This is a genomic window from Promicromonospora sp. NPDC052451 (assembly GCF_044547525.1).
Classification (GTDB): domain Bacteria; phylum Actinomycetota; class Actinomycetes; order Actinomycetales; family Cellulomonadaceae; genus Promicromonospora.
In genome coordinates this window covers 21,995-44,412 of sequence record NZ_JBIUAP010000015.1, presented here as the reverse complement: position 1 = coordinate 44,412, position 22,418 = coordinate 21,995, and the positions used below count along the sequence as shown (strand labels likewise).

22 protein-coding genes are annotated in these 22,418 nt (G+C 71.9%); 9 read left to right on the top strand and 13 right to left on the bottom strand.

The features are described from left to right. The first annotated feature begins 119 nt into the window (after positions 1-119). The 4 genes from ACIG47_RS22305 to ACIG47_RS22290 all read left to right on the top strand — a co-directional run bounded on the left by ACIG47_RS22305 (position 120) and on the right by ACIG47_RS22290 (position 5,384). On the top strand, positions 120-818 hold the full coding sequence (locus ACIG47_RS22305; RefSeq protein ID WP_397433227.1) for an ABC transporter ATP-binding protein: 699 nt from the start codon (positions 120-122) through the stop codon (positions 816-818). Next, the gene (locus ACIG47_RS22300) at positions 815-1,624 is read left to right on the top strand and encodes a hypothetical protein (RefSeq protein ID WP_397433225.1); all 810 of its coding nucleotides are present in this window, start codon (positions 815-817) and stop codon (positions 1,622-1,624) included. Before ACIG47_RS22305 ends, ACIG47_RS22300 begins: the two co-directional genes overlap by 4 nt. Before the next feature lie 88 nt (positions 1,625-1,712). Next, positions 1,713-3,146 carry a glucuronate isomerase gene (gene uxaC / locus ACIG47_RS22295; protein WP_397433224.1) on the top strand — a complete coding sequence of 478 codons (1,434 nt, stop codon included), beginning with the start codon at positions 1,713-1,715 and terminating at the stop codon, positions 3,144-3,146. Between the two features lie 108 nt (positions 3,147-3,254). Next, entirely contained in the window at positions 3,255-5,384 is a 2,130-nt protein-coding gene (locus ACIG47_RS22290; protein WP_397433222.1) for an alpha-glucuronidase, read from the top strand. 10 nt (positions 5,385-5,394) lie between these two features. Here the strand turns inward: ACIG47_RS22290 and ACIG47_RS22285 are convergent, their stop codons facing one another. Further along, entirely contained in the window at positions 5,395-5,904 is a 510-nt protein-coding gene (locus ACIG47_RS22285; protein WP_397433221.1) for a pyridoxamine 5'-phosphate oxidase family protein, read from the bottom strand. Positions 5,905-5,915: 11 nt separating this feature from the next. Then, a complete protein-coding gene (locus ACIG47_RS22280; RefSeq protein WP_397433220.1) occupies positions 5,916-7,055 on the bottom strand; it encodes a serine hydrolase domain-containing protein in 1,140 nt (379 codons plus the stop codon). A 98-nt stretch (positions 7,056-7,153) separates the two neighbouring features. Between ACIG47_RS22280 and ACIG47_RS22275 the strand changes: the two genes are divergently transcribed. Both ACIG47_RS22275 and ACIG47_RS22270 read left to right on the top strand, forming a co-directional pair. Continuing rightward, positions 7,154-7,393 (top strand): AbrB/MazE/SpoVT family DNA-binding domain-containing protein, encoded by a 240-nt coding sequence (locus tag ACIG47_RS22275; RefSeq protein WP_397413901.1) that lies wholly within the window; start codon positions 7,154-7,156, stop codon positions 7,391-7,393. Further along, complete coding sequence (locus tag ACIG47_RS22270; protein ID WP_397433219.1) at positions 7,390-7,788, top strand: type II toxin-antitoxin system death-on-curing family toxin; 399 nt, start codon at positions 7,390-7,392, stop codon at positions 7,786-7,788. The genes ACIG47_RS22275 and ACIG47_RS22270 overlap by 4 nt, the downstream gene beginning before the upstream one ends. 87 nt (positions 7,789-7,875) lie before the next feature. Here the strand turns inward: ACIG47_RS22270 and ACIG47_RS22265 are convergent, their stop codons facing one another. Together ACIG47_RS22265 and ACIG47_RS22260 are read right to left on the bottom strand one after the other, a co-directional pair. Further along, on the bottom strand, positions 7,876-8,688 hold the full coding sequence (locus ACIG47_RS22265; protein ID WP_397433217.1) for an alpha/beta fold hydrolase: 813 nt from the start codon (positions 8,686-8,688) through the stop codon (positions 7,876-7,878). Positions 8,689-8,766: 78 nt separating this feature from the next. Beyond that, positions 8,767-9,432, bottom strand: coding sequence for a DUF4097 family beta strand repeat-containing protein (locus ACIG47_RS22260; protein WP_397433216.1), 666 nt, complete (start codon positions 9,430-9,432; stop codon positions 8,767-8,769). 234 nt (positions 9,433-9,666) lie between these two features. On the opposite strand from ACIG47_RS22260, the gene ACIG47_RS22255 reads away from it, so the two are divergent. Continuing rightward, positions 9,667-10,413, top strand: a complete 747-nt coding sequence (locus tag ACIG47_RS22255) for a helix-turn-helix domain-containing protein (protein ID WP_397433214.1) — start codon at positions 9,667-9,669, stop codon at positions 10,411-10,413. Positions 10,414-10,425: 12 nt separating this feature from the next. Here ACIG47_RS22255 and ACIG47_RS22250 read toward each other — a convergent pair whose 3' ends face one another. The 6 genes from ACIG47_RS22250 to ACIG47_RS22225 all read right to left on the bottom strand — a co-directional run bounded on the left by ACIG47_RS22250 (position 10,426) and on the right by ACIG47_RS22225 (position 17,358). After that, complete coding sequence (locus tag ACIG47_RS22250) at positions 10,426-11,346, bottom strand: hypothetical protein (RefSeq protein WP_397433213.1); 921 nt, start codon at positions 11,344-11,346, stop codon at positions 10,426-10,428. 46 nt (positions 11,347-11,392) lie between these two features. After that, entirely contained in the window at positions 11,393-12,073 is a 681-nt protein-coding gene (locus ACIG47_RS22245; protein ID WP_397433212.1) for a DUF624 domain-containing protein, read from the bottom strand. Then, positions 12,066-13,616 carry a xylan 1,4-beta-xylosidase gene (locus ACIG47_RS22240; protein ID WP_397433210.1) on the bottom strand — a complete coding sequence of 517 codons (1,551 nt, stop codon included), beginning with the start codon at positions 13,614-13,616 and terminating at the stop codon, positions 12,066-12,068. Before ACIG47_RS22240 ends, ACIG47_RS22245 begins: the two co-directional genes overlap by 8 nt. A gap of 86 nt (positions 13,617-13,702) precedes the next feature. Then, entirely contained in the window at positions 13,703-15,346 is a 1,644-nt protein-coding gene (locus ACIG47_RS22235; protein ID WP_397433209.1) for an extracellular solute-binding protein, read from the bottom strand. 81 nt (positions 15,347-15,427) lie between these two features. Continuing rightward, a complete protein-coding gene (locus ACIG47_RS22230) occupies positions 15,428-16,339 on the bottom strand; it encodes a carbohydrate ABC transporter permease (RefSeq protein ID WP_397413881.1) in 912 nt (303 codons plus the stop codon). Beyond that, a complete protein-coding gene (locus tag ACIG47_RS22225; protein ID WP_397433208.1) occupies positions 16,336-17,358 on the bottom strand; it encodes an ABC transporter permease in 1,023 nt (340 codons plus the stop codon). Before ACIG47_RS22225 ends, ACIG47_RS22230 begins: the two co-directional genes overlap by 4 nt. Positions 17,359-17,614: 256 nt before the next feature. Between ACIG47_RS22225 and ACIG47_RS22220 the strand changes: the two genes are divergently transcribed. Beyond that, positions 17,615-18,631: a LacI family DNA-binding transcriptional regulator gene (locus ACIG47_RS22220; protein WP_397433207.1), complete on the top strand. Its 1,017-nt coding sequence runs from the start codon at positions 17,615-17,617 to the stop codon at positions 18,629-18,631. 7 nt (positions 18,632-18,638) lie between these two features. On the opposite strand, the gene ACIG47_RS22215 is transcribed toward ACIG47_RS22220, so the two are convergent. The 3 genes from ACIG47_RS22215 to eda form a co-directional block, all read right to left on the bottom strand. Beyond that, on the bottom strand, positions 18,639-19,631 hold the full coding sequence (locus tag ACIG47_RS22215; RefSeq protein ID WP_397413875.1) for an NAD-dependent epimerase/dehydratase family protein: 993 nt from the start codon (positions 19,629-19,631) through the stop codon (positions 18,639-18,641). Between the two features lie 107 nt (positions 19,632-19,738). After that, on the bottom strand, positions 19,739-20,839 hold the full coding sequence (locus tag ACIG47_RS22210; RefSeq protein WP_397413873.1) for a sugar kinase: 1,101 nt from the start codon (positions 20,837-20,839) through the stop codon (positions 19,739-19,741). Beyond that, positions 20,836-21,498 (bottom strand): bifunctional 4-hydroxy-2-oxoglutarate aldolase/2-dehydro-3-deoxy-phosphogluconate aldolase, encoded by a 663-nt coding sequence (gene eda, locus ACIG47_RS22205; RefSeq protein ID WP_397433206.1) that lies wholly within the window; start codon positions 21,496-21,498, stop codon positions 20,836-20,838. Before eda ends, ACIG47_RS22210 begins: the two co-directional genes overlap by 4 nt. 69 nt (positions 21,499-21,567) lie before the next feature. Here eda and ACIG47_RS22200 point away from each other — a divergent pair, with 69 nt between their 5' ends. Then, positions 21,568-22,314: an IclR family transcriptional regulator gene (locus ACIG47_RS22200; RefSeq protein WP_397433205.1), complete on the top strand. Its 747-nt coding sequence runs from the start codon at positions 21,568-21,570 to the stop codon at positions 22,312-22,314. Positions 22,315-22,418 lie beyond the last annotated feature (104 nt).

Here is a 22,418-nt window from a genome sequence, read left to right as displayed (position 1 = left end):
ACCCGCGGTCAAGCCCCGCGACCCCCTCCGGAGGTACTGGTCGAGGACCGACGGACGACGGATGCGACAGGTCCGGATGACGCTGTCGCCGGCCCCGGCCGGACGCCGAGGCTGGACGCATGATCCGAACCACGAGACTGACCAAGAGGTACGGCGACCGTGCGGTGGTGGACCGGGTGTCCTTCACCGCGCCGTCCGGGCAGGTGACCGGCTTCCTGGGGCCCAACGGCGCGGGCAAGTCCACCACGATGCGGATGCTGGTGGGCCTGACCCGCCCCACGTCCGGCACGGCGACCGTGCTCGGCGCCCCCTACGCCGAGCTGCCGGCCGCGGCCGCCCGCGTCGGCACGCTGCTCGACCCCGAGGACCTGCCCGGCTACCTGACCGCGCGACGGCACCTGCAGTGGTACGCCACCGCCGCGGGCGTGCCCGCGGCGCGCATCGGCACGGTGCTGGCCCAGGTGGACCTCGCGGGCGCGGCCGACAAGAAGGTCCGCGGCTACTCGCTCGGGATGCGGCAGCGGCTGGGCCTCGCGTGCGCGCTGCTGGCCGACCCGGAGGTGCTGGTGCTGGACGAGCCGGCGAACGGCCTCGACCCCGCCGGGATGCGGTGGCTGCGCGACCTGCTGCGCCGCCTGGCCGCCGAGGGCCGCACGGTCTTCCTGTCCACGCACCTGCTGCTGGAGGTCGAGCAGCTAGCCGACCACATCGTTGTCATCCACGACGGCCGCGTCGCCGCCGACACCACCCTCGCCGAGCTCAGTGCCGGTCGCGGCCTGGAGCAGTCCTACCTCGACCTGACCCGGGAGGCACGATGACCACCGACCAGCAGATCTCGGCGCCGGGCTTCGGCGCGACCGTCCGCGCGGAGCTGATCAAGGTGCGGCACAGCCCCAGCCTGTGGGTGCTGCTGCTGGTCACCCTCGCGATCGCCGTGGGCCTGACCGCGCTGGTGACCGTCGGCGGCGGGGCCGGCACCCTGTACGAACGGCAGGCGGAGGGCGGCGGCGCCACCTACGAGGTGCTGTTCTTCGGGCCGACGCTCGGCGTCTGGGCCTTCGCCTTCTTCGGGGCCACGACGAGCGCCGGCGAGTTCGGCAGCGGCGTCATCCGCTACTCGTTCGTGGCGACGCCGGACCGAGCCCGGGTGCTGCTGGCCAAGCTGGTGTCCGTGGCGGGCCTCGGGGTCGTGGCGGGCCTGGCGATCTCCGCCGTCGACTTCGCGCTGACCCAGGGGATGCTGCACCTGGCGGGGTACCCGGCGCTCTCCCTGCGCGACCCCGGCCTGGTCCGGGTGATGCTCGTCTTCATCCCGGTGCAGATGCTCGTGTGGGGCAGCTTCGCGATGCTGTTCGGCGTGGTGGTCCGCAGGCCGGCGGCCGCCGCCATCATCCTGTTCCTCGGCTCGCTCCTGCCCGTCGTGGTCGCGCAGTACCTGCCGCCGGCCTGGGGCGAGACCGTGCCGCGGTGGATGCCGGGCGCGCTGATCGAGAGCCTGTCCGGGTTGTCCGTGCCGGGGAGCGAGGGCTATCTTCCCCTCGGCCCGGCGGTCGCGGCGATCCTCGCCTGGATCGCGGCCTTCGTCGTGCTGGGGCTGGTGGTCATCCGACGGCGCGACGCCTGAGACCGGGCCGGAACCGGGGGCCGCGCAGGCAGCCCCTAGGATGTGGAAGCGCTTACCCACCCGGCGACGATGCCTCAGGAGGACCACCGTGACCGAGACCTGGACGCTGCACCCCGACCGTGCTCTGCCCGCCGACCCGGTCACCAGGCCGATCGCCCGCGAGATCTACGCCGCCACGAGGGACCTCCCGATCGTCTCGATGCACGGCCACGTCGACGTCACGGCCTTCGCCGACGACGAGGCCTTTCCCGACCCCGCCCAGCTCCTCGTGGTGCCCGACCACTACCTGACGCGCATGCTCGTGTCCCAGGGCACGCGGCTCCCGGAGCTGGGTGTGGGCCCGGCCGACGGACCCGGTTTCGAGACGGACCCGCGCGAGATCTTCCGGCGGTTCTGCGCGGGCTGGAAGCACTTCCGCGGCACCCCGACGCGGTACTGGACGGAGCACGAGCTCGTCGAGATCTTCGGCGTGACCGTACGGCCGTCCGCGGAGACGGCCGACCAGGTCTACGACCAGGTGGCGGCGGCCATCGCGGACCCGGCGTTCCGCCCGCGGGCGCTGCTGGAGCGGTTCCGCATCGAGACGATCACCACCACCGACCCGGCGTGGAGCGACCTGAAGGACCACGCCCGCCTCGCCGCCGACCTGCCGGGACGCGTGCTGCCGACCTTCCGCCCGGACCCGCTGCTGCACCCGGCCCGGAAGACCTGGCGGGGCGACCTGGAGCGGCTCGCCGCGGCGTCGGGCATCGCCACCGACACCTACGAGGGCTACCTGGCGGCGCTCCGCGAGCGGCGCGCGGCCTTCGTCGCGGCGGGCGGCCTGGCCACGGACCACGGGCACCTGGCCGCGGACACCACCCCGCTGCCCGACGACGTGGCCCGCGCCCTGTTCCGCACGGCCTTCGACGCCGCGAGGACGGGCGAGCCCGGGATCAGCGCCCAGGAGGAGGCCGCCTTCTCCGCGCACATGCTGTTCCAGATGGCGGCGATGTCGGCCGAGGACGGCCTCGTCATGCAGCTGCACCCGGGCGTGCTGCGCGACCACGACCCCGCGGTCGCCGCCGCGTTCGGCCCCGACAAGGGGTACGACATCCCGGTCGCGGTCGAGTTCGCCCGCGGCCTGCGGCCGGTGCTGGAGGCCTTCGGTCACGCGGAGCGCTTCAGGCTGATCGCGTTCACGATCGACGAGGACGTGTACTCGCGCGAGCTCGCGCCGCTGGCCGGGGTGTACCCGTCGCTCCGCCTGGGTGCGCCGTGGTGGTTCCTGGACGCGCCGGACGCGATGCGCCGGTTCCGGGAGGCGGCCACGGAGACCACCGGCTTCTCGAACATGTCGGGGTTCGTGGACGACACCCGCGCGTTCTGCTCGATCCCCGCACGCCACGACCTGGCCCGCCGGGTCGACGCCGGGTACCTCGCCCGGCTGGTCGCGGAGCACCGGCTCGACCTGGACGAGGCCGTCGACACCGCCGCCGACCTGGCCTACCACCTCCCGAAGCTGGCCTATGCCCGCCCCTGACCGGGTTGCCCAGCAGGACAGGTGGACCTCGGCGGCGCCGCTGAGGCAGAGTGCCGGGTACAGGCGCACATCCGTACATCACCGCGAGACGGGCAGGACGACGACCTCATGACCGCTGACGTACCGGGCACCGCCCCCGCGCCCCACCCGGCCTGGCTGCCCGACGACGCGTTCGCCGCGCTCGGCCGACGCCGGGTGGTGGTCGCGGGCGACGGCGTCCTGGCCGGCACCGTCGCGGAGGAGGTGGCGGCGGCCACCGCCCGGTTCGGTGGCTCGTTCTCCCGCCTCGAGGTGGGCGACGGCGTGGCCGACGCCGAGCTCGTGCTCACGCTGGCACCGGCCGCGTCCGACGGCCCGCCGGGTTCCGACGGTCCGCCCGGGCCCGACGACCCGGACGGCGCCGGCGGCGAACCTGTGCCCGACGAGACGTTCCGGTTCACGCGCGAGGCGGGGGCCGTCGTCGTGCAGGCACGGTGCGACGCGGGGCTGCTGCACGGCCTGTTCCACGTGGTGCGCCTGGGCGAGGCGGCATTCGCCGGGCCGGACACCGACCAGACCCACGCGCCCGCCACCCACCTGCGCATGCTCGACCACTGGGACAACATGGCCCCGCACCCCGTCATGGGCCAGGTCGAACGCGGGTACTCCGGGGGCTCGCTCTTCTACGACAACGGTTTCGTCCGCGCGGACCTCTCGCGCGTCGAGCGGTACGCCCGGCTGCTGGCCGCCGTGGGCATCAACCGCATCGCGATCAACAACGTCAACGTGCACGAGCGCGAGGCCCGCCTGCTCACCGACGACCTGGGCGACGTCGTCCGGATCGCCGCCGTCTTCCGGCGCTGGGGCATCCGCGTGCACCTGTCGGTGTCGTTCGCGTCCCCGATCACGCTCGGCGGGCTGCCCACCTCGGACCCGCTGGACCCCGACGTCGCCCACTGGTGGGTGCGCGCCGCGGCACGCGTGTGGGCGGCGATCCCGGACTTCGGCGGCTTCGTCGTCAAGGCCGACTCGGAGGGTCAGCCGGGCCCGTTCGCATACGGCCGCACGCACGCCGACGGCGCGAACATGCTGGCCGCCGCCGTCGCGCCGCACGACGGCCTGGTCCACTGGCGGGCGTTCGTCTACGACCACCACCAGGACTGGCGCGACCGGTCGACCGACCGCGCCCGCGCCGCGTACGACCACTTCCATCCGCTCGACGGCGCGTTCGCGGACGCCGTGATCGTGCAGATCAAGTACGGGCCCATGGACTTCCAGGTGCGCGAGCCCGTCTCCCCCGTCCTGGCCGCGATGCCGCGCACCCGGATCGCGCTGGAGCTGCAGGTCACGCAGGAGTACACCGGCCAGCAGCAGCACGCCGTGTACCTCGGCCCGCAGTGGAGCGAGATCCTCGGCTTCCGGTTCTGGTCGGCCGACCGCACGGGCGGCTCCCCCACGGTCGCCGACCTGGCCACCGGTCGCGCCAAGGCCGTCGAGGACCCGGGCACCGGCACCTGGCACAAGCCCGCCGGCGGGTTCGCCGCCGTGTCCAGCGCGGGCGACGACGAGTTCTGGACCGGCCACCCGTTCGCCCAGGCCAACCTCTACGCCTACGGGCGGCTGTGCTGGGACCCGGCGCTGGACCCGGCCGACCTGCTCGACGAGTGGGCGGGCCTGACGTTCCCGGGTGCGCCGGACACCGTCCGGCAGGCGCTGCACGCCGTGCTCGACCGGTCGTGGGAGACGTACGAGCAGTACACGGCGCCGCTGGGTGTCGGCTTCATGGTGCGCCCCGGCCACCACTACGGGCCCGACGTCGACGGGTACGAGTACACCCCGTGGGGCACCTACCACTTCGCCGACCGCGACGGGATCGGCGTCGACCGGACGGTGCGCACGGGGACCGGGTTCGCGGGGCAGTACCCCTCGCCGTGGCGCGAGACGTACGGGTCGACGGCGACGTGCCCGGACGAGCTGCTGCTGTTCTTCCACCACGTGCCGTACACGCACGTGCTGCACAGCGGCAGGACCGTGATCCAGCACATCTACGACACCCACTTCGAGGGTGTGTCCCGCGTGGAGCGGATGATCGCCGCGTGGTCGGCGGCGGCACCACTGGTCGAGCCCCGCCTCGCCGAGCGCGTGGCGGAGCGGTTCGCGGAACAGCTCCGCAGCGCCACCGAGTGGCGGGACCAGGTCAACACCTACTTCCTGCGGAAGTCCGGCATCCCGGACGAGCAGGGACGCACGATCTACTGAGCGGGACCGGTCAGCCGCGCGGCACGTGCCGGGTGTGGGTGTACGTGCCCTTGCCGAAGGCCAGCACCTTGGCCGGGTCCACCGCGAACACCAGCGCGGTGCCGCCGACGTCGTTGCGGAACGCGCCGTCACCCACCTCGTACTGCCACTGACCGGTCCACTTGCCGCGCCAGGCGCCCGCCAGGCGCGCCAGCTGCGCTGCCTCGGTGACACGGACCGCCGGGCCCTCGACCATCACGTCGAGGCCCCGGTCCCAGGCGCTCGTGCCCGTGGTCAGCACCACGTTCGGGTTCACGGCCAGGTTGACCGCCTTCTGCTCCTCGGGGCCGGTGGTGAAGTGCAGCGCCCCGTCGAGCCAGACGGCGACCAGCGGGGTGACGTGCGGCCGGCCGTCGGCGCGGACCGTCGTCAGCCAGGTGATCTGGGCGTTCTCCAGCACCTCGACGGCCGCCTGCCAGGTGGTCGGCGCGGCGCCGGGGTCGCTGAACCGTGCGTCGAGGGTGGTGATCGGGTCGTCCATGGGCCTGCTCCTCAGGGTCGGTCGGACGGGCGGTGTTCGGCGGACGGGGCCGGGAAGAGCTCCGCGACGAGCCGGTCGATCTCGCCGGCGGCCGTCCAGTCGGGGGTGAACCGGTTGCGCAGCACGGCGACCGCGACCCCGGAGTCGATGTCGGCCCAGGCGCCCGACCCGTTCGCGCCGAGCATCCCGAAGGCCGAGCCCTGCCGGGCGGTTCCGCCCGGCCGCAGCGGGGCGAACCCGAACGCCCAGGACGCCCGCATGCCCATGACCTCGTCCGGCCCCTCGAACGCGGGCCGGGCCAGCTCCGCGAGCCGGGCCGGCGACACGAGCGTCACGTCCCTGTCCCCGAGCAGGCCCCCCAGCACCGATGCGGCACCCCGGGCCGACATGGTGCCCTCGGACGGGATGTCGCTCGTGAGCACGTCACGCCGGTTGGCGAACCCGGCGTCCGGCCGGATCCCGGGCGGCAGCGCCCGGTCGGCGGGCGACCCAGGAACCGGGGCCGACAGCGGTACGGCGCCTGGCACCTGTCGCGCGACCCGGTCCAGGAGGGACGGTGGGACGCCGAAGTGCACGTCGTCCTGCACGCCGAGCGGTCCCGTCACGGCGGTCCGCAGCCACCACGACAACGTGTGCCCCGTGGCCCGGCGCACCGTCTCGCCGAGCAGGAAGCCGAAGGTCTTGGCGTGGTAGCCGAACCGCGTGCCCGGCTCCCACCAGGGTTCCGCGGCCGCAAGGGCACGGCACATCCCGTCCCAGTCGCACAGGTCCTCGGCCGTGGTGCCGTAGGGCGGCGCGGGCACGCCCGCGGTGTGCATCAGCACGTGCCGCAGCGTCGTACCGCCCTTGCCGTGCGCCGCGAACTCGGGCCACACGTCCGCGACACGCAGGTCGTAGGCCAGCTCGCCGCGCTCCACGAGCACGTGCGCGACGGCGGAGGCCGTGCTCTTGGCCGCCGACGCGGCGAAGAACAGGGTGCCGGGTGTGACAAGCAGGCCGCGCTCGGGGTCGGCCGGGCCGCCCACGGCGTCGACGACGAGCCGGCCCCGGTGCACCACCGCGACCTGCAGGCCGACCTCGTCGCCCTCGGCCACGAGCCGGTCCACGAGGGCCTGGGCGCGCGTCTGCACCTGCTTGGCGAGGTCGGTCATACCAGGGCCGACGACGGGCGCCCCGGCGACTCATCGCTCCGGGCCGATGCGGCGGAGTACGATGGTCGGACAGTAGGAATTTCTCACCGGAGGCCGGCATGACCATCCTGACTCTTCGCCCCAAGAACCAGGTCACCGTCCCCAAGGAGATCGCCGAGGCGGCTGGCCTGCACGTCGGTGACGCCCTGGACTTCGCGGTGGTCGACGGAACGGTGGTGATCTCGAAGGTGGAGCTCGGGCGCCGGTCGGAGGAACGCCCCACCGCCGAGGACTGGCTCGCCGCAGCCGACTATGTCGGCACGCGTGACCGTGAGCTCCTGAACAGACTCGCCCAGTGACCCACCTGGTCCCGCCGCACATCGCGTTGCGGATGTTCGAGGCCGCCGAGCAGATCAAGCCGGTGGTCCGCGATCTGGGGCTGCTCGAGTCCTCGTTGACCCGCGCAGGCATGACGTCGTACGGCCAGGAGCTCTACCCCGGGATTCATCTGAAGATGGCGGCCACGCTCGACTCGGTGAACCGCAACCACCCGCTCATCGACGGGAACCAGCGCCTCGCGTGGATCGTCGTCGCAGCGACGTACCGTGTGAACGGCTTCCCCGGCCTCGCCGGCACGGTCGACGAGCAGGAGGCGCTCGTGCTGAAGGTCGCTTCCGATCATCCCGAGCTGGACTGGATCGCCGACCAGCTGGCGTCGATGTTCGACCCACCCGAGAAGCTTCACCGACCCTGACCGCCCTCGACCAGAGGCAGCACGCCCTCGGCAACGCGCCAGACCCTCAGGTCACCGGAGTGACCTGAGGGTCTGCGCGTGCCGGGGTCAGCGCGCGGCCAGGGAGGCCACCTCGCGGACCGAGGCGGCGATCGCCCGGAAGTCCTTGCTGAGGATCGCGCCGTGGTTGCTCGACACCTTCGCACCGACGGTGATGTGCGGGTTGCGGGCCGTCACGCCGTCGAGGCTGGTGCGGATGCGCTCCTGCTCGTCGCCCTTGCTGCCGAGCGACGTGCCCGAGGCCACCACGTACCGCGTGGGCACGGTGAGCCCGTCCAGCACCGGACCCAGCTCGGCCTCCCGGGAGAGCACGCCGAGCTCGATGTTGCTCTCCGCCTGCTGGTCCGCCGTCATGCGCGGGGTCAGGCCGGTGATGCGCAGCGGGACCGTCATCCAGCGCATCCGGCGGAACATCGTGCGGATGCGGTCCGCCATGGCGTCGTCCAGCCAGTCGTAGGGGAAGGCCCCGTCGACCAGCACGGCGCCCAGGGCGCGGCCCGGGTTGCGGTGGGCCCAGTGCGCCGCGACGACCGCGCCGTAGGACCACCCGACGACCACCGCCCGCTCGACGCCGCGCGCCGCGAGGACGGCGTCGACGTCGCGGACCGCGGCCTCGAAGGAGTAGTCCGCCGAGGCGCCCGACCTCCTGCCGCGGGCACGCTCGTCGTAGGTGATGTGCCGCCAGCCCGGGCCCAGCTCGGCGACCGTGCGCCGCCAGTAGCCCTGGGTGGCGAACTGGCCGTTGAGATAGATCACGGGGACGCCCGTGCCGCCGGTGTCGGTGACGTGCAGGGCCGTGTCGTCGACCGGCACCATGCCGGACCACGCCGAGGTCTTCGGGGACGTGCTGTCGTTCGTCATGGTGCCTCCTGGATCAGTGGGTCGTGGAGCCGGGCCGTCAGGTCGTGCGACCTGACGGCCCGGTGGTGCGGGACGGCGTCAGAGGCTGCGGGCCGTGATGTCGCCCTGCATCGTGGTGGCGCGGATGTCGAGCACCGGGGCGCCGTCGTTCTTCAGGGCGTTGCTGACGCGGCCGAGGCTGGTCCCGGCGTCGAGGGTCGCGGAGACGCCGGCCGCGGCCCCGACTGAGATGTCGCCCTGCTGCGTGCTCAGCACGACCGTGCCGCGCGCCGCCTCGGCGATCCGGACGGCACCGCGCTGGGTGCTGATCTCGGCGGGACCGTTGAGCCGACCCACCTCGACGTCGCCGTCCACCGCGCTGAGCCGCACGCTGTCCGCCTCGTCGATCTTGATCTGACGGTAGACGCCCTCGGCGACGACGTCGCCCAGGCGGCCGACGACGCGGAGCTCGGTGCTGGCGGACCGCGTCTCGACGGCCGACCCGGCGGGAAGCTGGACCGTGACCTCGACGGCGCCCGCGGTGCCCACGAGCTTGTTCTTCGGCTCGGGGGTGGCGACCCGCAGCACACCCTCGGTGAGGGTGACCGTGGTGCCCTCGGCGGTGGCCACGTCGCGGCTCTTGCCCGCGTCGGCCGGCCGGACCTCGACCGTGGTGTCGGTGCGGTCCGCGGCGATGATCTGGACCCGGCCGGCCGGGATGTCGAGGACGGCGGAGATGGGGGCGGGGGTGGTGAAGTTCTGCATGATGACCTGCTCCTGTGCTCGGTGGTGCTCGTGGTTTCTGATGTGGGAAACGCTACGTTGCATTCCACTTCATGGCAACACACTTGTTGCGTTGCACGAGCGTCGCACCAGGTCAACACGTATATATTGTTGCAACGAGCGTGATGTTAAAGCAACGATGCGCCAACGAGCGCGTTGCAATAGATCAGGCGTGAACGCTATGCTGGCCGGCAGGACCACGACGAGGAGACCGCGATGCCCGGAGGCAGGCTCACCAAGCAGGAACGCCAGCAGATCGCGCTGGGGCTGGCCGACAGCCTCCCGTACGCCGAGATCGCCCGGCGTCTGGACCGGCCGACGTCGACGGTCACGCGCGAGGTGCTGCGCAACGGCGGCCCCACCTCGTACCGCGCCGACCTGGCCCACCACGCGACCGAGCGACGCGTCCGCCGCAAGCGGCCGGCCGCGCCCCGGCCGGCGCAGGCGCCCGCCCGGCCCGACGGGCGGGACGCCGCGGCGGTGGCCGTCTACGAGGAGACGCTGACGGGGGTGCTCATGGCCTCGGGCCTGTCCAGGATCCCGGCCGGGGTGCTGACGTGCCTGTTCACCACCGACGCCGGCAGCCTCACCGCGGCCGACCTCGTGCGTCGCCTCCAGGTCAGCCCGGCGTCCGTCTCCAAGGCGATCACGTACCTCGAGAGCCAGGGACTCGTCCGCCGGGAACGGGGCGAGGGGCGACGCGAGCGCTACTTCGCCGACAACGACGTCTGGTACCAGTCCACGCTCGCCAGCGCCCGGTCCAACGACCAGCTCGCCGCGACGGCGCGGCAGGGCGTCTCCGTGCTCGGTGCGCACACGCCCGCCGCCGACCGGCTGGAGAACATCGCGCGGTTCCTCGACTTCATCAGCGAGAGCATCGTCCGGGCCGCCGAGCAGGCCCGCGCGGTGCTGCACGCGGGCCCCGCGCCGGCGTCGGACGACGAGCCGGACGCCGGCCGCTGACGCACGGACCGCTCAGAGCGGCGTGTCGCCCGGGACCTTCACGTCCTCGACGCGGGCCCGGGCCGGCAGGCCGATGTCCCAGAACTGGATGGTCTGCAGCACCCAGAAGAGCGCGAAGACGAGCATCAGCACGGCCTCGACCACGAACAGCGTCTGCGGGAAGACCGCGGGGAAGAACCGGTCGAGCACGACCATCATCGTGAGACCGCCGACCAGCACCACCGCCATCACCACGGCGATCGTCCGGTACCAGGCCCGGAAGGCGGCCGCCGACATGCCACGCAACCGTTCCAGGGCCTGCGCGGTGACCGCCCGGTCGGAACCGTTGATCCACGCGACCGCCACGAGGCAGGCGAACAGCAGCACGGCCGCCGCGTAGTGCGCCACCTGCAGGAAGCTCGCTGGCCAGGCCAGGAGCCAGACCCCGGTCGCCGCCCAGGTCAGCCAGGTGAGCCAGAGGTCCCAGCCCGCCGGTCCGGCGAGGTCACGACGGCGCGGCCAGGTGGCCAGCAGGAGCACCGGACCGCCGACGAGCAGCAGGGTGCCGATGTTGTTGCCCACCCGCTCGGGCATGTCGACGCAGTACGGCTCGGCCGTGCACAGGGCGGCGTCGAGCGGCGTCGGCACCAGGGCCACGACGAGCGCCAGCAGGCCCGCGACGTTGAGGAGCACCTCCTCGGCACCGTGCCGGCCCTTGATCGCGACGAGGCACGTGCCGATGCCGACGAGCGACCCCACGAACACGCTCTGCACGGGCGAGTAGAAGTACGCGCTGATCGACGCGTGCCACCACTCCTCGCCCGACCCGAGCCGGCCGTGGTCGGCCACGATCTGCAGGCCCAGCGACACGAACAGCACCAGCACCACCGCGACGATCGCCACGCGCAGGTAGCGATACGTCAGCCGTGCCGGGTCCCCCTGCTTGATCACCATGGGCACACCCTGGCGCAAGTGCCACAGATTGGACAATGTTGCACGGTCATGCCGCGGCGGTGAAACGCTCCTCGACGTCGGTCAGCAGTGGCCCGGCGTTGCGCAGCACGAGCGCGAGCCAGACGACCGCGAGCAGGCCGAACAGCACCTCCGTCGTCAGCACGATCACCCCTCCCGCGAGCACCAGCAGGGAGAGGGTCCCCAGCGTGACCAGCGGGCGGGCCGCGAGGTAGTGGGCGGCGAGCCGTGCGGCGTCACGCGTCCGGAAACCGAAGAACGAGACGATGACCAGCACGTTCACGGACCAGAGCAGAAGGCCGGCCCCGATCACCACGAGCGCGGGCGCGAACCAGCCGGGCACGCCGGCCGCGTCGAGGTTCGCGAGCGAGACCGCCACCACGCCGAGCACCACGACCGCGGGCGTCCACACCCGTAACGCGTCGGCCCAGTTCAGGCGGTATCCGCGCCAGAAGGACGCGGCCGGTGCGAGCCCCTCGGTCCTGGTGCGGTCCCGGAGCGCGAACAGTCCCGCCGACGCCGCCGGGCCCAGCGGCACCAGGCACAGCACGACCAGCGGGGCGTTGCCGACCGACCGGTCGAGCAGCGCCAGGGCGACCAGGCCGGGCAGCGAGGTCAGCACGAGCAGCAGCTCGACCACGAGATACCAGTAGACCGCGTTCGCGCCGCGCCCCAGGGGGCCGTCGCCGTACTCCCTGCGCTCAGCCACGGGCCACGATCCTCGCGTCGTCGAGCCAGGGCGGGGTCTCGTCGCGGACGGGGTCGAGGGTCACCAGGGTCACGCCGTGGCGGCCGAGCGTCAGGTCGAGGTCGGCGCGGCCGCCGTCCGCCGTCGGCACCACGGGCAGGGAGAACGCCCGCCGCGCGGGCTCGCTCGCGTCGTGCAGCGCGTCGAGCTGCCCGGCCGACGGCGACGCCGGCCGACCCATCTCGCGCCAGGCGGCCCAGGCGTTGCCGGCGGACTCGTCGACGTCGTACCGCAGGACGAACACGCGGCCGCCCGCCGTGGCGGGGCTCGCCCCGGCGGGGCCGACCGGGACGCTGAGCCGCACCTCGTGCCGGTCGGGCTCGACCGGGTCGGCCGAGCCGCCCACCGGCTGCCAGGCGAGCACCGTCACCCGTCCCGTCCCGGGGTGCCGCGTGACCAGGTGGTCGGCGCCGAGCGCGAGCACCTCCCGCCCCATCCGCGCCATGAACGTGTACACGTGGTAGGTCGGCTTGCGCACCTGACGGTGCGCCAGCATGCCGAACCCGCCGTGGAAGAACGACGCCGGGACACCCTCCTCCTCGAAGACGTCGCTGAACGTCCAGTACGCGAACGAGTCGGCGTGCTGTCCGCCGCCCGCGAGCACGGGCGCGAGACAGGCGGCGTTGTACGCCGTGTCGTGCACCGGGTTGTCGGGCCGGTAGCTCGTGTTGAACTCGGTGACGTGCAGCGGCCGGTCCGCGAGCGCCGTCCCCGACAGGATCGTCCGCGGCCTGGCGAACTGGTCCAGCAGCTCCTGCGGACGCCCCAGGGTCTGGTAGACGCCGAACGGCACGTGCTGCGCGGGCCCGGAGGTGTAGGCGTGCACGGACAGGAAGTCCGCCGGAAGGTCGCGTTCGGCGACGAAGTCCGCGAAGGGCTTCCACCAGTCGTCGGCACCCGGGGAGAGCGCGGGGCCGCCCACCTGGAGCTCGGCGTCGACGTCCTTCACCGCGAGCGCGGACGCCTCGTAGAGGCGGAAGTACGCCTCCTGGTCCGCGCCGGCCCAGAAGTGGGGCAGGTTGGGCTCGTTCCACACCTCGACCGGCCAGGTCCGCACCTCGTCGAGGCCGTACCGGTCGACGAGGTGCCGTAGGAGGGCGCGCACGAGGGCGGCCCACTCGGCGTGGTCGCGCGGCGGGGTCACGTTGCCGAGCCACCAGAACACCGTCTGGTCGCCCGAGGCGAGGGCCCGGGGCATGAACCCGAGCTCCAGGAACGGCTTGATCCCCAGCTCCAGGTACGCGTCGACCACCTGGTCCACGTAGGTGAATACGTAGGCGGTACCCCGGTGACCTGCGACGTCGTACGGCCGGTGGACGGCGACGTCGTCGTGCAGGATGCCGTGGCCGCGGATGTACCGGAAGCCGATCTCACGCTGCACCAGGGCCAGGGAGTCCTGGTAGTCGCGCCGCAGCGCGAGGTTGAACCGCCCGGTGCCGACGCACGTGCGCCAGGCGTCGCTGAGGGTTCCGGCGGGCTCGGTCGGCACGATGGTGCGGGGCACGTGTCTCCTCGGTCGTTCGGTCGAGCGCGGCCGGGTGCGCGGGCGTGGTCGACGCACCGCGCACCCGGCCCGGGGAAGGACTGCTGTCACTCGCCGCCGGCGACGGCGCTGTTGGCGAGCTCCACGTAGTCGGTCATGCCGGCTGCCTCGAGCTCGGCCACGTAGTCGTCCCACTCGCTGAGCGGCCGATCGCCCACGATGAACTGGGCGGTGTTCTGGTACACGATGTCCTGCAGGTTCGTCAGGTAGAGGGTTGCCTGCTCCTGCTCCATCTCGTCGTACGTGATGGCGGGCGGGAGGGGCAGCTCCTCCTTCTCGTTCATCCCGTCGAGGAACTCGACGACCTCGTCGCGCAGCATCGACTTGTCCAGCTCCTCGGTGGACCCGTGGGCCAGCATCCAGACGCCGTTGTGGTAGCCGAAGTCCTTACGGAGCTCCTGGGGTGCGCCGGGGTTCAGGCCGTTGACGTCGATGTCCTCGTTGAGGACGCGCTTGTCGCCGTCCCACTCGAACGTCTCGCCCTCGACGCCCCACTTGGCGAACTCCAGGCCCTCGTCCGAGTAGTACAGCCAGTCGACGAACTGCAGCATCGCGAGGAAGTCGTCCTGCTTGGCCGCCTCGGCACCGAACACGATGCCCGACTCGCGGCGCGAGCCCGCCGACAGGTAGCTCCCGTAGGGGCCGGCGGGCACGACGATCTGGTGCACCTCCGCGTCCTTGGTGCCGAGCTGGTCGAAGTTGTCGCGGTACTTCACGAGCTCCTGGTCGTTCGAGCTGATGGCGGCGACGCTGCCGGACGCGAACTTCTGCTCGCCCTGCTCCATCTCCTGGGTGACGGACTCGGGGTCCATCAGACCCTCCTCCACGAGCGAGGCGAAGTAGGTCACCAGCTCCCGGTAGCCGTCGGAGGCGCCGGCGTAGGTGAACTCACCGGCCTCCTCGTCCCACCACAGGCCGTTGATGAAACCGGTGCCCGCCGACGTGCCGAAGTTGGGCGCCGCCGCGTTGAGCGTCTGCTCCATCGGGCTGTTGATGGACCACTTGTCGCTGAACGGGTACTTGATGTCCGGGTTGGCCTCCTTGACGGCCTCGAGCTGCTCCTTGAACTCGTCCCAGGTCTCGGGGTCCTCGGTGATCCCGGCCTTCTCCCACAGGTCCGAGCGCACGGCGATGGAGTACTGCGGCTTCGCGATCTCGTGGATGCCGGGCAGGATGTAGTACTTGCCGTCCTCCTGCCGGAGCTGCTCGACCTCGGCCTCGAGGCCCCACTTCTCGATCTTGTCGAGGAAGTTCGGCATGTGCTCCACGTAGTCCGAGATCGGCAGCAGGGCGTTGCGGAACTGCGTCTCCTCGCCCGCGTAGATCGAGGGCATGATGTCGGGCGCGTCCCCCGAGCTGATGAGCACCGACCGCCGCGTCGCCAGGTCGGCGAGCGGCACGTTGACGTACTCGAACTCGACGTTCTGGTCGTTCTTGAGGTGCTCGACCATCGGCCAGTCCTCCTTGAACGGGTAGTCCGGGTGGTCGCGGTACAGCAGGCTGAAGTCGACGGGCTCCGTCGCCTTGAACGTGGTGCCGACCTCGAAGTCCTCCATGTAGCCGACCTGCGACTCCATGTCGATCTCGCCGGACTCCTCCGCGCCGCCGCCGCTGGTCGAGCACGCGGTGAGCGTGACGGCCAGGGCCGACGCCGCCAGGCCCGCGGCGGCCCTCCTCGGGGTGATCCTCATGGTTCTCCTTCAGGGTGTGAACGCCGTCGCCTCTGACGGTCAGGATGGTTCGGGTGGTCGTCGTGCACCTGCGGCGTGCGGTCAGCCCTTGACGGAGCCGAGCATCACGCCGGACACGAAGTACTTCTGGATGAACGGGTACACGCAGACGATGGGCAGGACCGTGAGCAGCATCGCCACGGACTGGACGTTCGCCTGGATCTGCACCGTGTCGCTGCCGAGGTCCGTCGTGGACGTGGCCGCGGCGAGCAGGTTGCGGAGGTAGAGCGTGACCGGGTACATGTCGCGGTCGTTCAGGTACAGGTACGCCTGGAACCACGAGTTCCAGAACTGCACGGCGTAGAAGAGGGTCATCGTGGCGATGACCGCCTTGGACAGCGGCAGCACGATGCGGAAGAACACGCCGTACTGCGACATGCCGTCGATCTCTGCGGCTTCCTCCAGCTCCTGGGGGAAGTTGTCGAAGAACGACTTCATGACGAGCAGGTTGAAGACGTTGATCGCGCCCGGCACGACGATCGCCCAGATCGTGTTCTTGAACCCGAGGGCGTCGATGAGCAGGTAGTTCGGGATCAGCCCGCCCGCGTACAGCATGGTCACCATGGCGAGGCCGATGAGGACCCCTCGGCCCTTCAGGTACGGCTTGGACAGCGCGTACGCGAAGGTCGTGGTGAGCGCCATCGCGATAGCTGTGGCGAGCAGCGTGTACACGACCGTGTTGCGGTAGTTGACCCAGAAGATCGAGTCGCCCATCACGCTCGCGAAGGTCGTCAGGTTGAACCCGCGCGGCCACAGGTTGACCGCGCCGGCAGCGATGTAGGCCTGGGAGCTGAACGCCTTCGCCACCATGTTGAGGAAGGGGTACAGCGTGAGGAACGTGATCACCACCAGCACGAGCCCGTTGACGATCCGGAACGCCCGGTAGCCGGGCGTGTCCTTGACCGTGGTAGTGGCGGGACGGACCGCCGTGATGTCAGGGGTGTTCGTCGTCACCACAGGGAGGCTCCCACCGCTCGCTTCGAGATCTGGTTGGCCGTGACGACCAGGGCGACGCCGATCAGCGCCTCGAACAGGCCGATCGCGGCGGCGAACGAGTAGTTGCCGCCCTCACCGATCCCCACGCGGTACAGGTACGTGGAGAGCACGTCGGCCGTGTCGTAGGTGAGGGGGTTGTACAGCAGCAGCACCTTCTCGAACCCGACCGCCATGAAGGTGCCGATGTTGAGGATGAGCAGCACCATCATCGTGGGCCGGATGCCGGGGAGCGTGATGTGCCAGGTCTGCTGCCACCGGTTGGCCCCGTCGATCCGCGACGCCTCGTAGAGCTGGTCGTCGATGGTGGTCAGCGCGGCGAGGTAGAGGATGGTGCCCCAGCCGACCGTCTGCCACACCTCGGACGTCAGGTAGATGGTGCGGAACCAGTCCGCCCGCTGCATGAACGGGATCGCCTCGCCGCCGAACCCCTCGATGATCTGGTTGATCGTGCCGTTCACGGCGGTGAGCTGGAAGACCATGCCCGCCACGATCACGATCGACATGAAGTGCGGCAGGTAGGTGATGGTCTGGACCACCCGCTTGAACAGCCGCGACCGCAGCTCGTTGAGCAGGAGCGCGAGGATGATCGGCAGCGGGAAGCAGATCGCCAGGGTCAGGCCGCCGAGGACGACCGTGTTCCAGAAGACGTCCCAGAACGGCTTGCTCTGGATGAACATCTGGAAGTAGTAGAGGCCGACCCACTCGTCGCCGAACATCGACCCGCCCGGCCGGTACCTCCGGAAGGCGATCACGTTCCCGATCATGGGCACGTAGCGGAACACCAGGAGGAAGATCACCGGCAGGAGCACGAACGTGTACAGGCGCCAGTGCCGGCGCAGGGACACGCGCCACGTCTCGTTGTTCCGGAGCTGCTGCGGCGGCCTGAGCCCTGCGCCGACGACGGCGCCACCCGCGCCCCCGGGCAGCCCACCACCGGTCCGCGGTACGGCATCGACCGTTCCCGTGCCTCGTGCCATCAAGTCCTCCGGTCACCGCGCCGTGCCGGGCCTCGTCCGAGGACGCCACGTCGTCGTGGAACGTTTTCGAAACTATCGACACCTTTACCGATAGTCTGTGGCTGGGACATTAGGGTGATAATCACCGTCACGTCAAGGGCATCCCTCGATCGTCGGGTGTCACGATGCGATCACGCCGTAGGCGGCCAGGGACTGCTCCCGTACTGGTGTACCGTCAGCAGGGAAAGTTTCGACGTGAGATCGAAAGGCCTACGGAATGACCGGCACGCGGCCCGGCCCCACCATCGCGTCGATCGCGAACGAGCTCGGCCTGTCGGTGCCGACGGTCTCCAAGGTGCTCAACGGCCGCGCCGACGTGGCCCCGGCCACCCGCGACCGGGTCGAAGCCGCGCTGGAGAAGCACCAGTACCGGCGGCGGCGACAGACCGGCGCACCGGCCGGCACCGGGCTGATCGACCTCGTCTTCCACCGCCTGGGCTCGGCCTGGTCCATGGAGATCATCCGCGGCGTCGAGGACGCGGCCGCCGAGTCGCACCTCAGCGTCATCCTGTCCGAGCTGGGCGGCGAGCACCGCCCGCCCGCCCGGTGGCTCGACACCACGATGGCGCGGCCGCCGCTGGGTGTGCTGCTCGTGGCGGCCAACCTGTCGGACGGGCAGCACCACCAGCTCGACCGCCGGGGCATCCCGTACGTGGTGATCGACACCGACGGGGAGCCACCCGCCGACGTCGCCTCCGTCGGCTCGGACAACTGGAACGGCGGGCTGCAGGCCACGCGCCACCTGCTCGCCCTGGGGCACCGCCGCATCGCGATGATCGGCGGGCCCGGCGACATGCTGTGCAGCCGCGCGCGCGTGGACGGGTTCCGTTCGGCGCACGAGGAGGCGGGCGTCGCCGTCGACCCGGCGCTCGTGCGCCAGGGCAACTTCTACGTGGAGGCCGGGTTCGAGCACGGGCTGGAGCTCCTGTCGCTCCCCGACCGGCCCACCGCGGTGTTCGCCGGGTCGGACATGCAGGCCCTGGGGCTGCTCCGCGCCGCGCACCAGCTCGGGCTGCGGGTACCCGAGGACCTGTCGGTGGTGGGCTACGACGACCTGCCGCTGGCCTCCTGGGTCGGGCCGCCGCTGACCACCGTGCGGCAGCCGCTCCGCGAGATGGGAGCGGCCGCCACGCAGATCCTGCTGGAGCTCGCCCAGGGCCGGTCGCCGACGGTGCGCCGGCTCAACCTGTCGACGGAGCTGGTCGTGCGGGAGTCGACGGCGCCCGCGGGGTGACCGGCCGTCAGATCGAGCGCGCGTGCGCCGCGAGCCGGTCGAAGGCCGCGTCCAGCTCGGTGTCCACGACCTGCGCCTCGGGATGGGCGTCGAACCAGGACACCTGCTCCTGCGCCCCGACGTCGTAGGTGATGGTGGTGCCGAACTCGGGCACGAGCGTGCGCACCTTCGAGCTGTCGAAGACCATCGAGTGCGCCTTGTCGCCCACCAGGCCGGGACCCAGGTCGGGCAGCACGCGGGCGATGGTCTCGGACGCGACGTGCACCAGGTCGGGGCTGCGCACACCCGCCGCCTCGGCGAGCCACGTGTAGATCTGGTCCCAGGTGGGGGCGTGCGTCCCGGTGATGTGGAAGGTGTCCCCCACGGCCAGCGGGTTGCCCAGCAGGCCCACGAACCCGACCGCGAAGTCCTCGGTGTGCGTGATGGTCCACAGGGACGTGCCGTCGCCGTGGACGACGACGGGCTTGCCCGCCCGCATCCGGGCCACGTCGGTCCAGCCGCCCGACGTCGGCAGCAGCGTGCGGTCGTAGGTGTGCGACGGCCGGACGATCGTGGCGGGGAACCCGTTCTCGCGGTACTCGCGCACGAGCAGGTCCTCGCACGCGATCTTGTCGCGGGAGTACTGCCAGAACGGGTTGCGCAGCGGCGTCGACTCCCGGACGGGCAGCCGCGACGGCGGCGTCTGGTAGGCCGAGGCCGAGGAGATGAACACGTACTGCCCCGTCCGCCCGGAGAACTGGGCGACGTCACGCGCCACGTGCTCGGGGCTGAACGCCCGGAACTGCGCCACGACGTCGAACTCCCGGCTGCCCACAGCGGCGGCGACGGCCTCCGCGTCGTTCGCGTCGGCGACGAGCGTCTCCACCCCGGCCGGCACCGGACGGGTCGTGGATCTGCCTCGGTTGAGCACGGTCACCCGGTGTCCGAGCCGCGCGGCCCGGGCCACCGAGGCATGACTGATGATTCCGCTTCCGCCGATGAACAGGATGCTCTGGGACATGCCCCCAATCCTTGCACCGAGCACCCTGTCTGCGCTGGTCGGGGGCAAGATCGGTCCGAGGTGCGGACACCCGCCGATCCCGCCCCCGAACCACGTCCAGCAGCAGGTCAGCGCTGTACGCGCGCGCTGCCCCCGCCGGCCAGCTTCGCCACCTCGGCGAGCGTCGCCATGGTGGTGTCGCCCGGGGTGGTCATGGCCAGCGCACCGTGGGCCGCACCGTACTCGACGGCCTCCTGGAGCGAGCCGAGCTCCATGAGGCCGTAGGCCAGGCCGGAGGCGAACGAGTCGCCGCCGCCCACGCGGTCGAAGATCTCCAGGTCGGCCCGGTGGGTCGCCTCGGCGAAGCCCTCCGCGCGCGACCAGGCGATGGCGCCCCAGTCGTTGCGGGACGCCGAGCGCACGCCGCGCAGCGTCGTCGCGATCACCTGGAAGTTCGGGTACGCCTCCGACGCGGTCTTGATCATCGCGCGGAACGCGCCCGTGTCCAGGTCGGTGAGGTTCTCGTCGACGCCCTCGACCTCGAAGCCGAGCGAGGCAGTGAAGTCCTCCTCGTTGCCGATCATGACGTCCACGTGCTGCGCCAGGCGCCGGTTGACCTCGCGCGCCCGCTCCTCGCCGCCGATGCCCTTCCACAGGGAGGGCCGGTAGTTCAGGTCGTAGGACACGATGGTGCCGTGTCGGCGGGCCGCGGACATGGCGGCCTCCGCGACGTCCGCGCTGCTCTCGGAGAGCGCCGCGAAGATGCCGCCGGTGTGCAGCCAGCGCACGCCGCGGGAGAACAGCGCGTCCCAGTCCACGTCCTCGGGCTTCAGCTGTGAGATGGCGGTGTTGCCGCGGTCGCTCACGCCCACCGCGCCGCGCACGCCGAAGCCGCGCTCGGTGAAGTTCAGACCGTTGCGCACCGTGCGGCCGATGCCGTCGTAGGGCACCCACTGCACGTACTGCGTGTCGAGACCGCCGGTGAGCATGAAGTCCTCGACCAGGCGGCCGATCTCGTTGTCGGCGAGCGCGGTGACGATCGCGCCGCGCAGGCCGAAGCAGCGGCGCAGGCCGCGGGCCACGTTGTACTCGCCGCCGCCCTCCCACACGTCGAAGCTGCGGGCGGTGCGCACCCGGCGGTCGCCCGGGTCGAGGCGGAGCATGACCTCGCCGAGCGCGACGACGTCGTAGGCGCTCTCGGCGGCGGGGCGGACGGTCAGCGAGCTCATCGGTTCTTCTCCTGGTCGATCTGGGCGGCGAGGGCCACGGCGTCGCGGGTGCGGCTGGTGATCCCGTCCCAGTCCCCCGCGGTGACGAGCGTGCGGTCCACCATCCAGGAGCCGCCGACGGCGAGCACCGGGGCCAGGCCGAGGTAGTCGCCGAGGTTGGCGGCGCTGACGCCGCCCGTCGGCACGAACCGCAGGCCTGGGAACGGCGCGGAGAACGCCTTGATCGCGGCGGGCCCGCCGACCACGGACGCGGGGAACAGCTTGACGACGTCGACCCCCAGGTCGAGCGCGGCCATGATCTCCGACGGCGTGGCGACACCGGGCAGCACGGGCACGCCGTGCTCCTGGGCGCGGCGCACGACGGCGGCCGACAGCCCCGGGGAGACGATGTAGCGCGCGCCGGCCTCGACGACGTCGTCCACCTGCGCGACCGTGGTGACGGTGCCGGCACCGACCACGACGTCGGGGTGGTTCTTGGCGACCGCGCGGATGGCGTCGAGGCCGCCCGCGAGCCGCAGCGTGATCTCGGCGACCGGCAGGCCGCCGACGACGAGCGCGTCGGCGAGGCGGGCGCCCTCGTCGGCGCCGTCGACCACGACGACCGGGACGAGCCGGTGCGCGGCCAGCGCGTCGAGGACCGGGTTGTCGGGGGATGACATGCGTGCTCCGTTTCGCTATGGTGAACGCCTGTTGTTCACTGCGAAACGCATGCTACGTGAGGGAGTCCCATGGAAGCCAGCCCGCTCGGCAGCGTCGACAAGGCGCTGCTGGCCCTCGACACCCTCGCGGGCTTCGGCGCCGCGGGCGCGCCGCTGGCCACGCTGGCCCAAGCCGTGGGCGTCAGCAAGCCGACGCTGCACCGCACCCTCGCCGCGCTGCGGCACCGCGGCTTTGCCGAGCAGACGCCGGACGGCGCCTACCGGCTCGGCCCCTCCGCCCTGGCCCTGGGCAGCTCCTACCTGGCCGAGGAGAACCTCCCCGCACTGCTGCACCCGGCCCTGACGGCGCTCAGCGAGGCGGTCGACGAGCTGGTGCACCTCGGGGTGCTCGCCGGGCGCGAGGTGGTCTACCTCGACAAGGTGGAGCCGCAGCGCGCGGTCCGGGTGTGGTCCGCCGTCGGACGGCGGCGGGCGGCCGCGACCACCGCTCTGGGGCGGGCGCTGCTCTCGACCCAGGACCTGGACGACGCCGCGCTGGAGCGGTTCGCCGAGGGCAGCACCCCGGCGGAGCGCCTGCGCGACGTGCTCGCGGAGGCCCGGCGCACCGGAGTCGGCAGCGAGACCGAGGAGAACGAGCGTGGCATCGCCTGCGTCGCGGTGCCGCTGCTCCGGGCGGGCCGTGCCGTCGCGGCGGTCAGCATCACGGCGCCGGTCGAGCGGCTGCAGGGCGCGTCACGGGCCGAGCGGGTCGGCGCGCTCCGCGAGGTGCTGCCGGGGCTGCTCCCGGCGGGCCTGACGATCCCGCCGACGGCGTGACGGCAACCTGACTGACACCCCCTCCCGACGAGGCCGAGCCGGTGAGGCGGTCCGAGGGGGCCGAGCTGCCATCGACCGGACAGGCATCGACCGGACCGGCATCC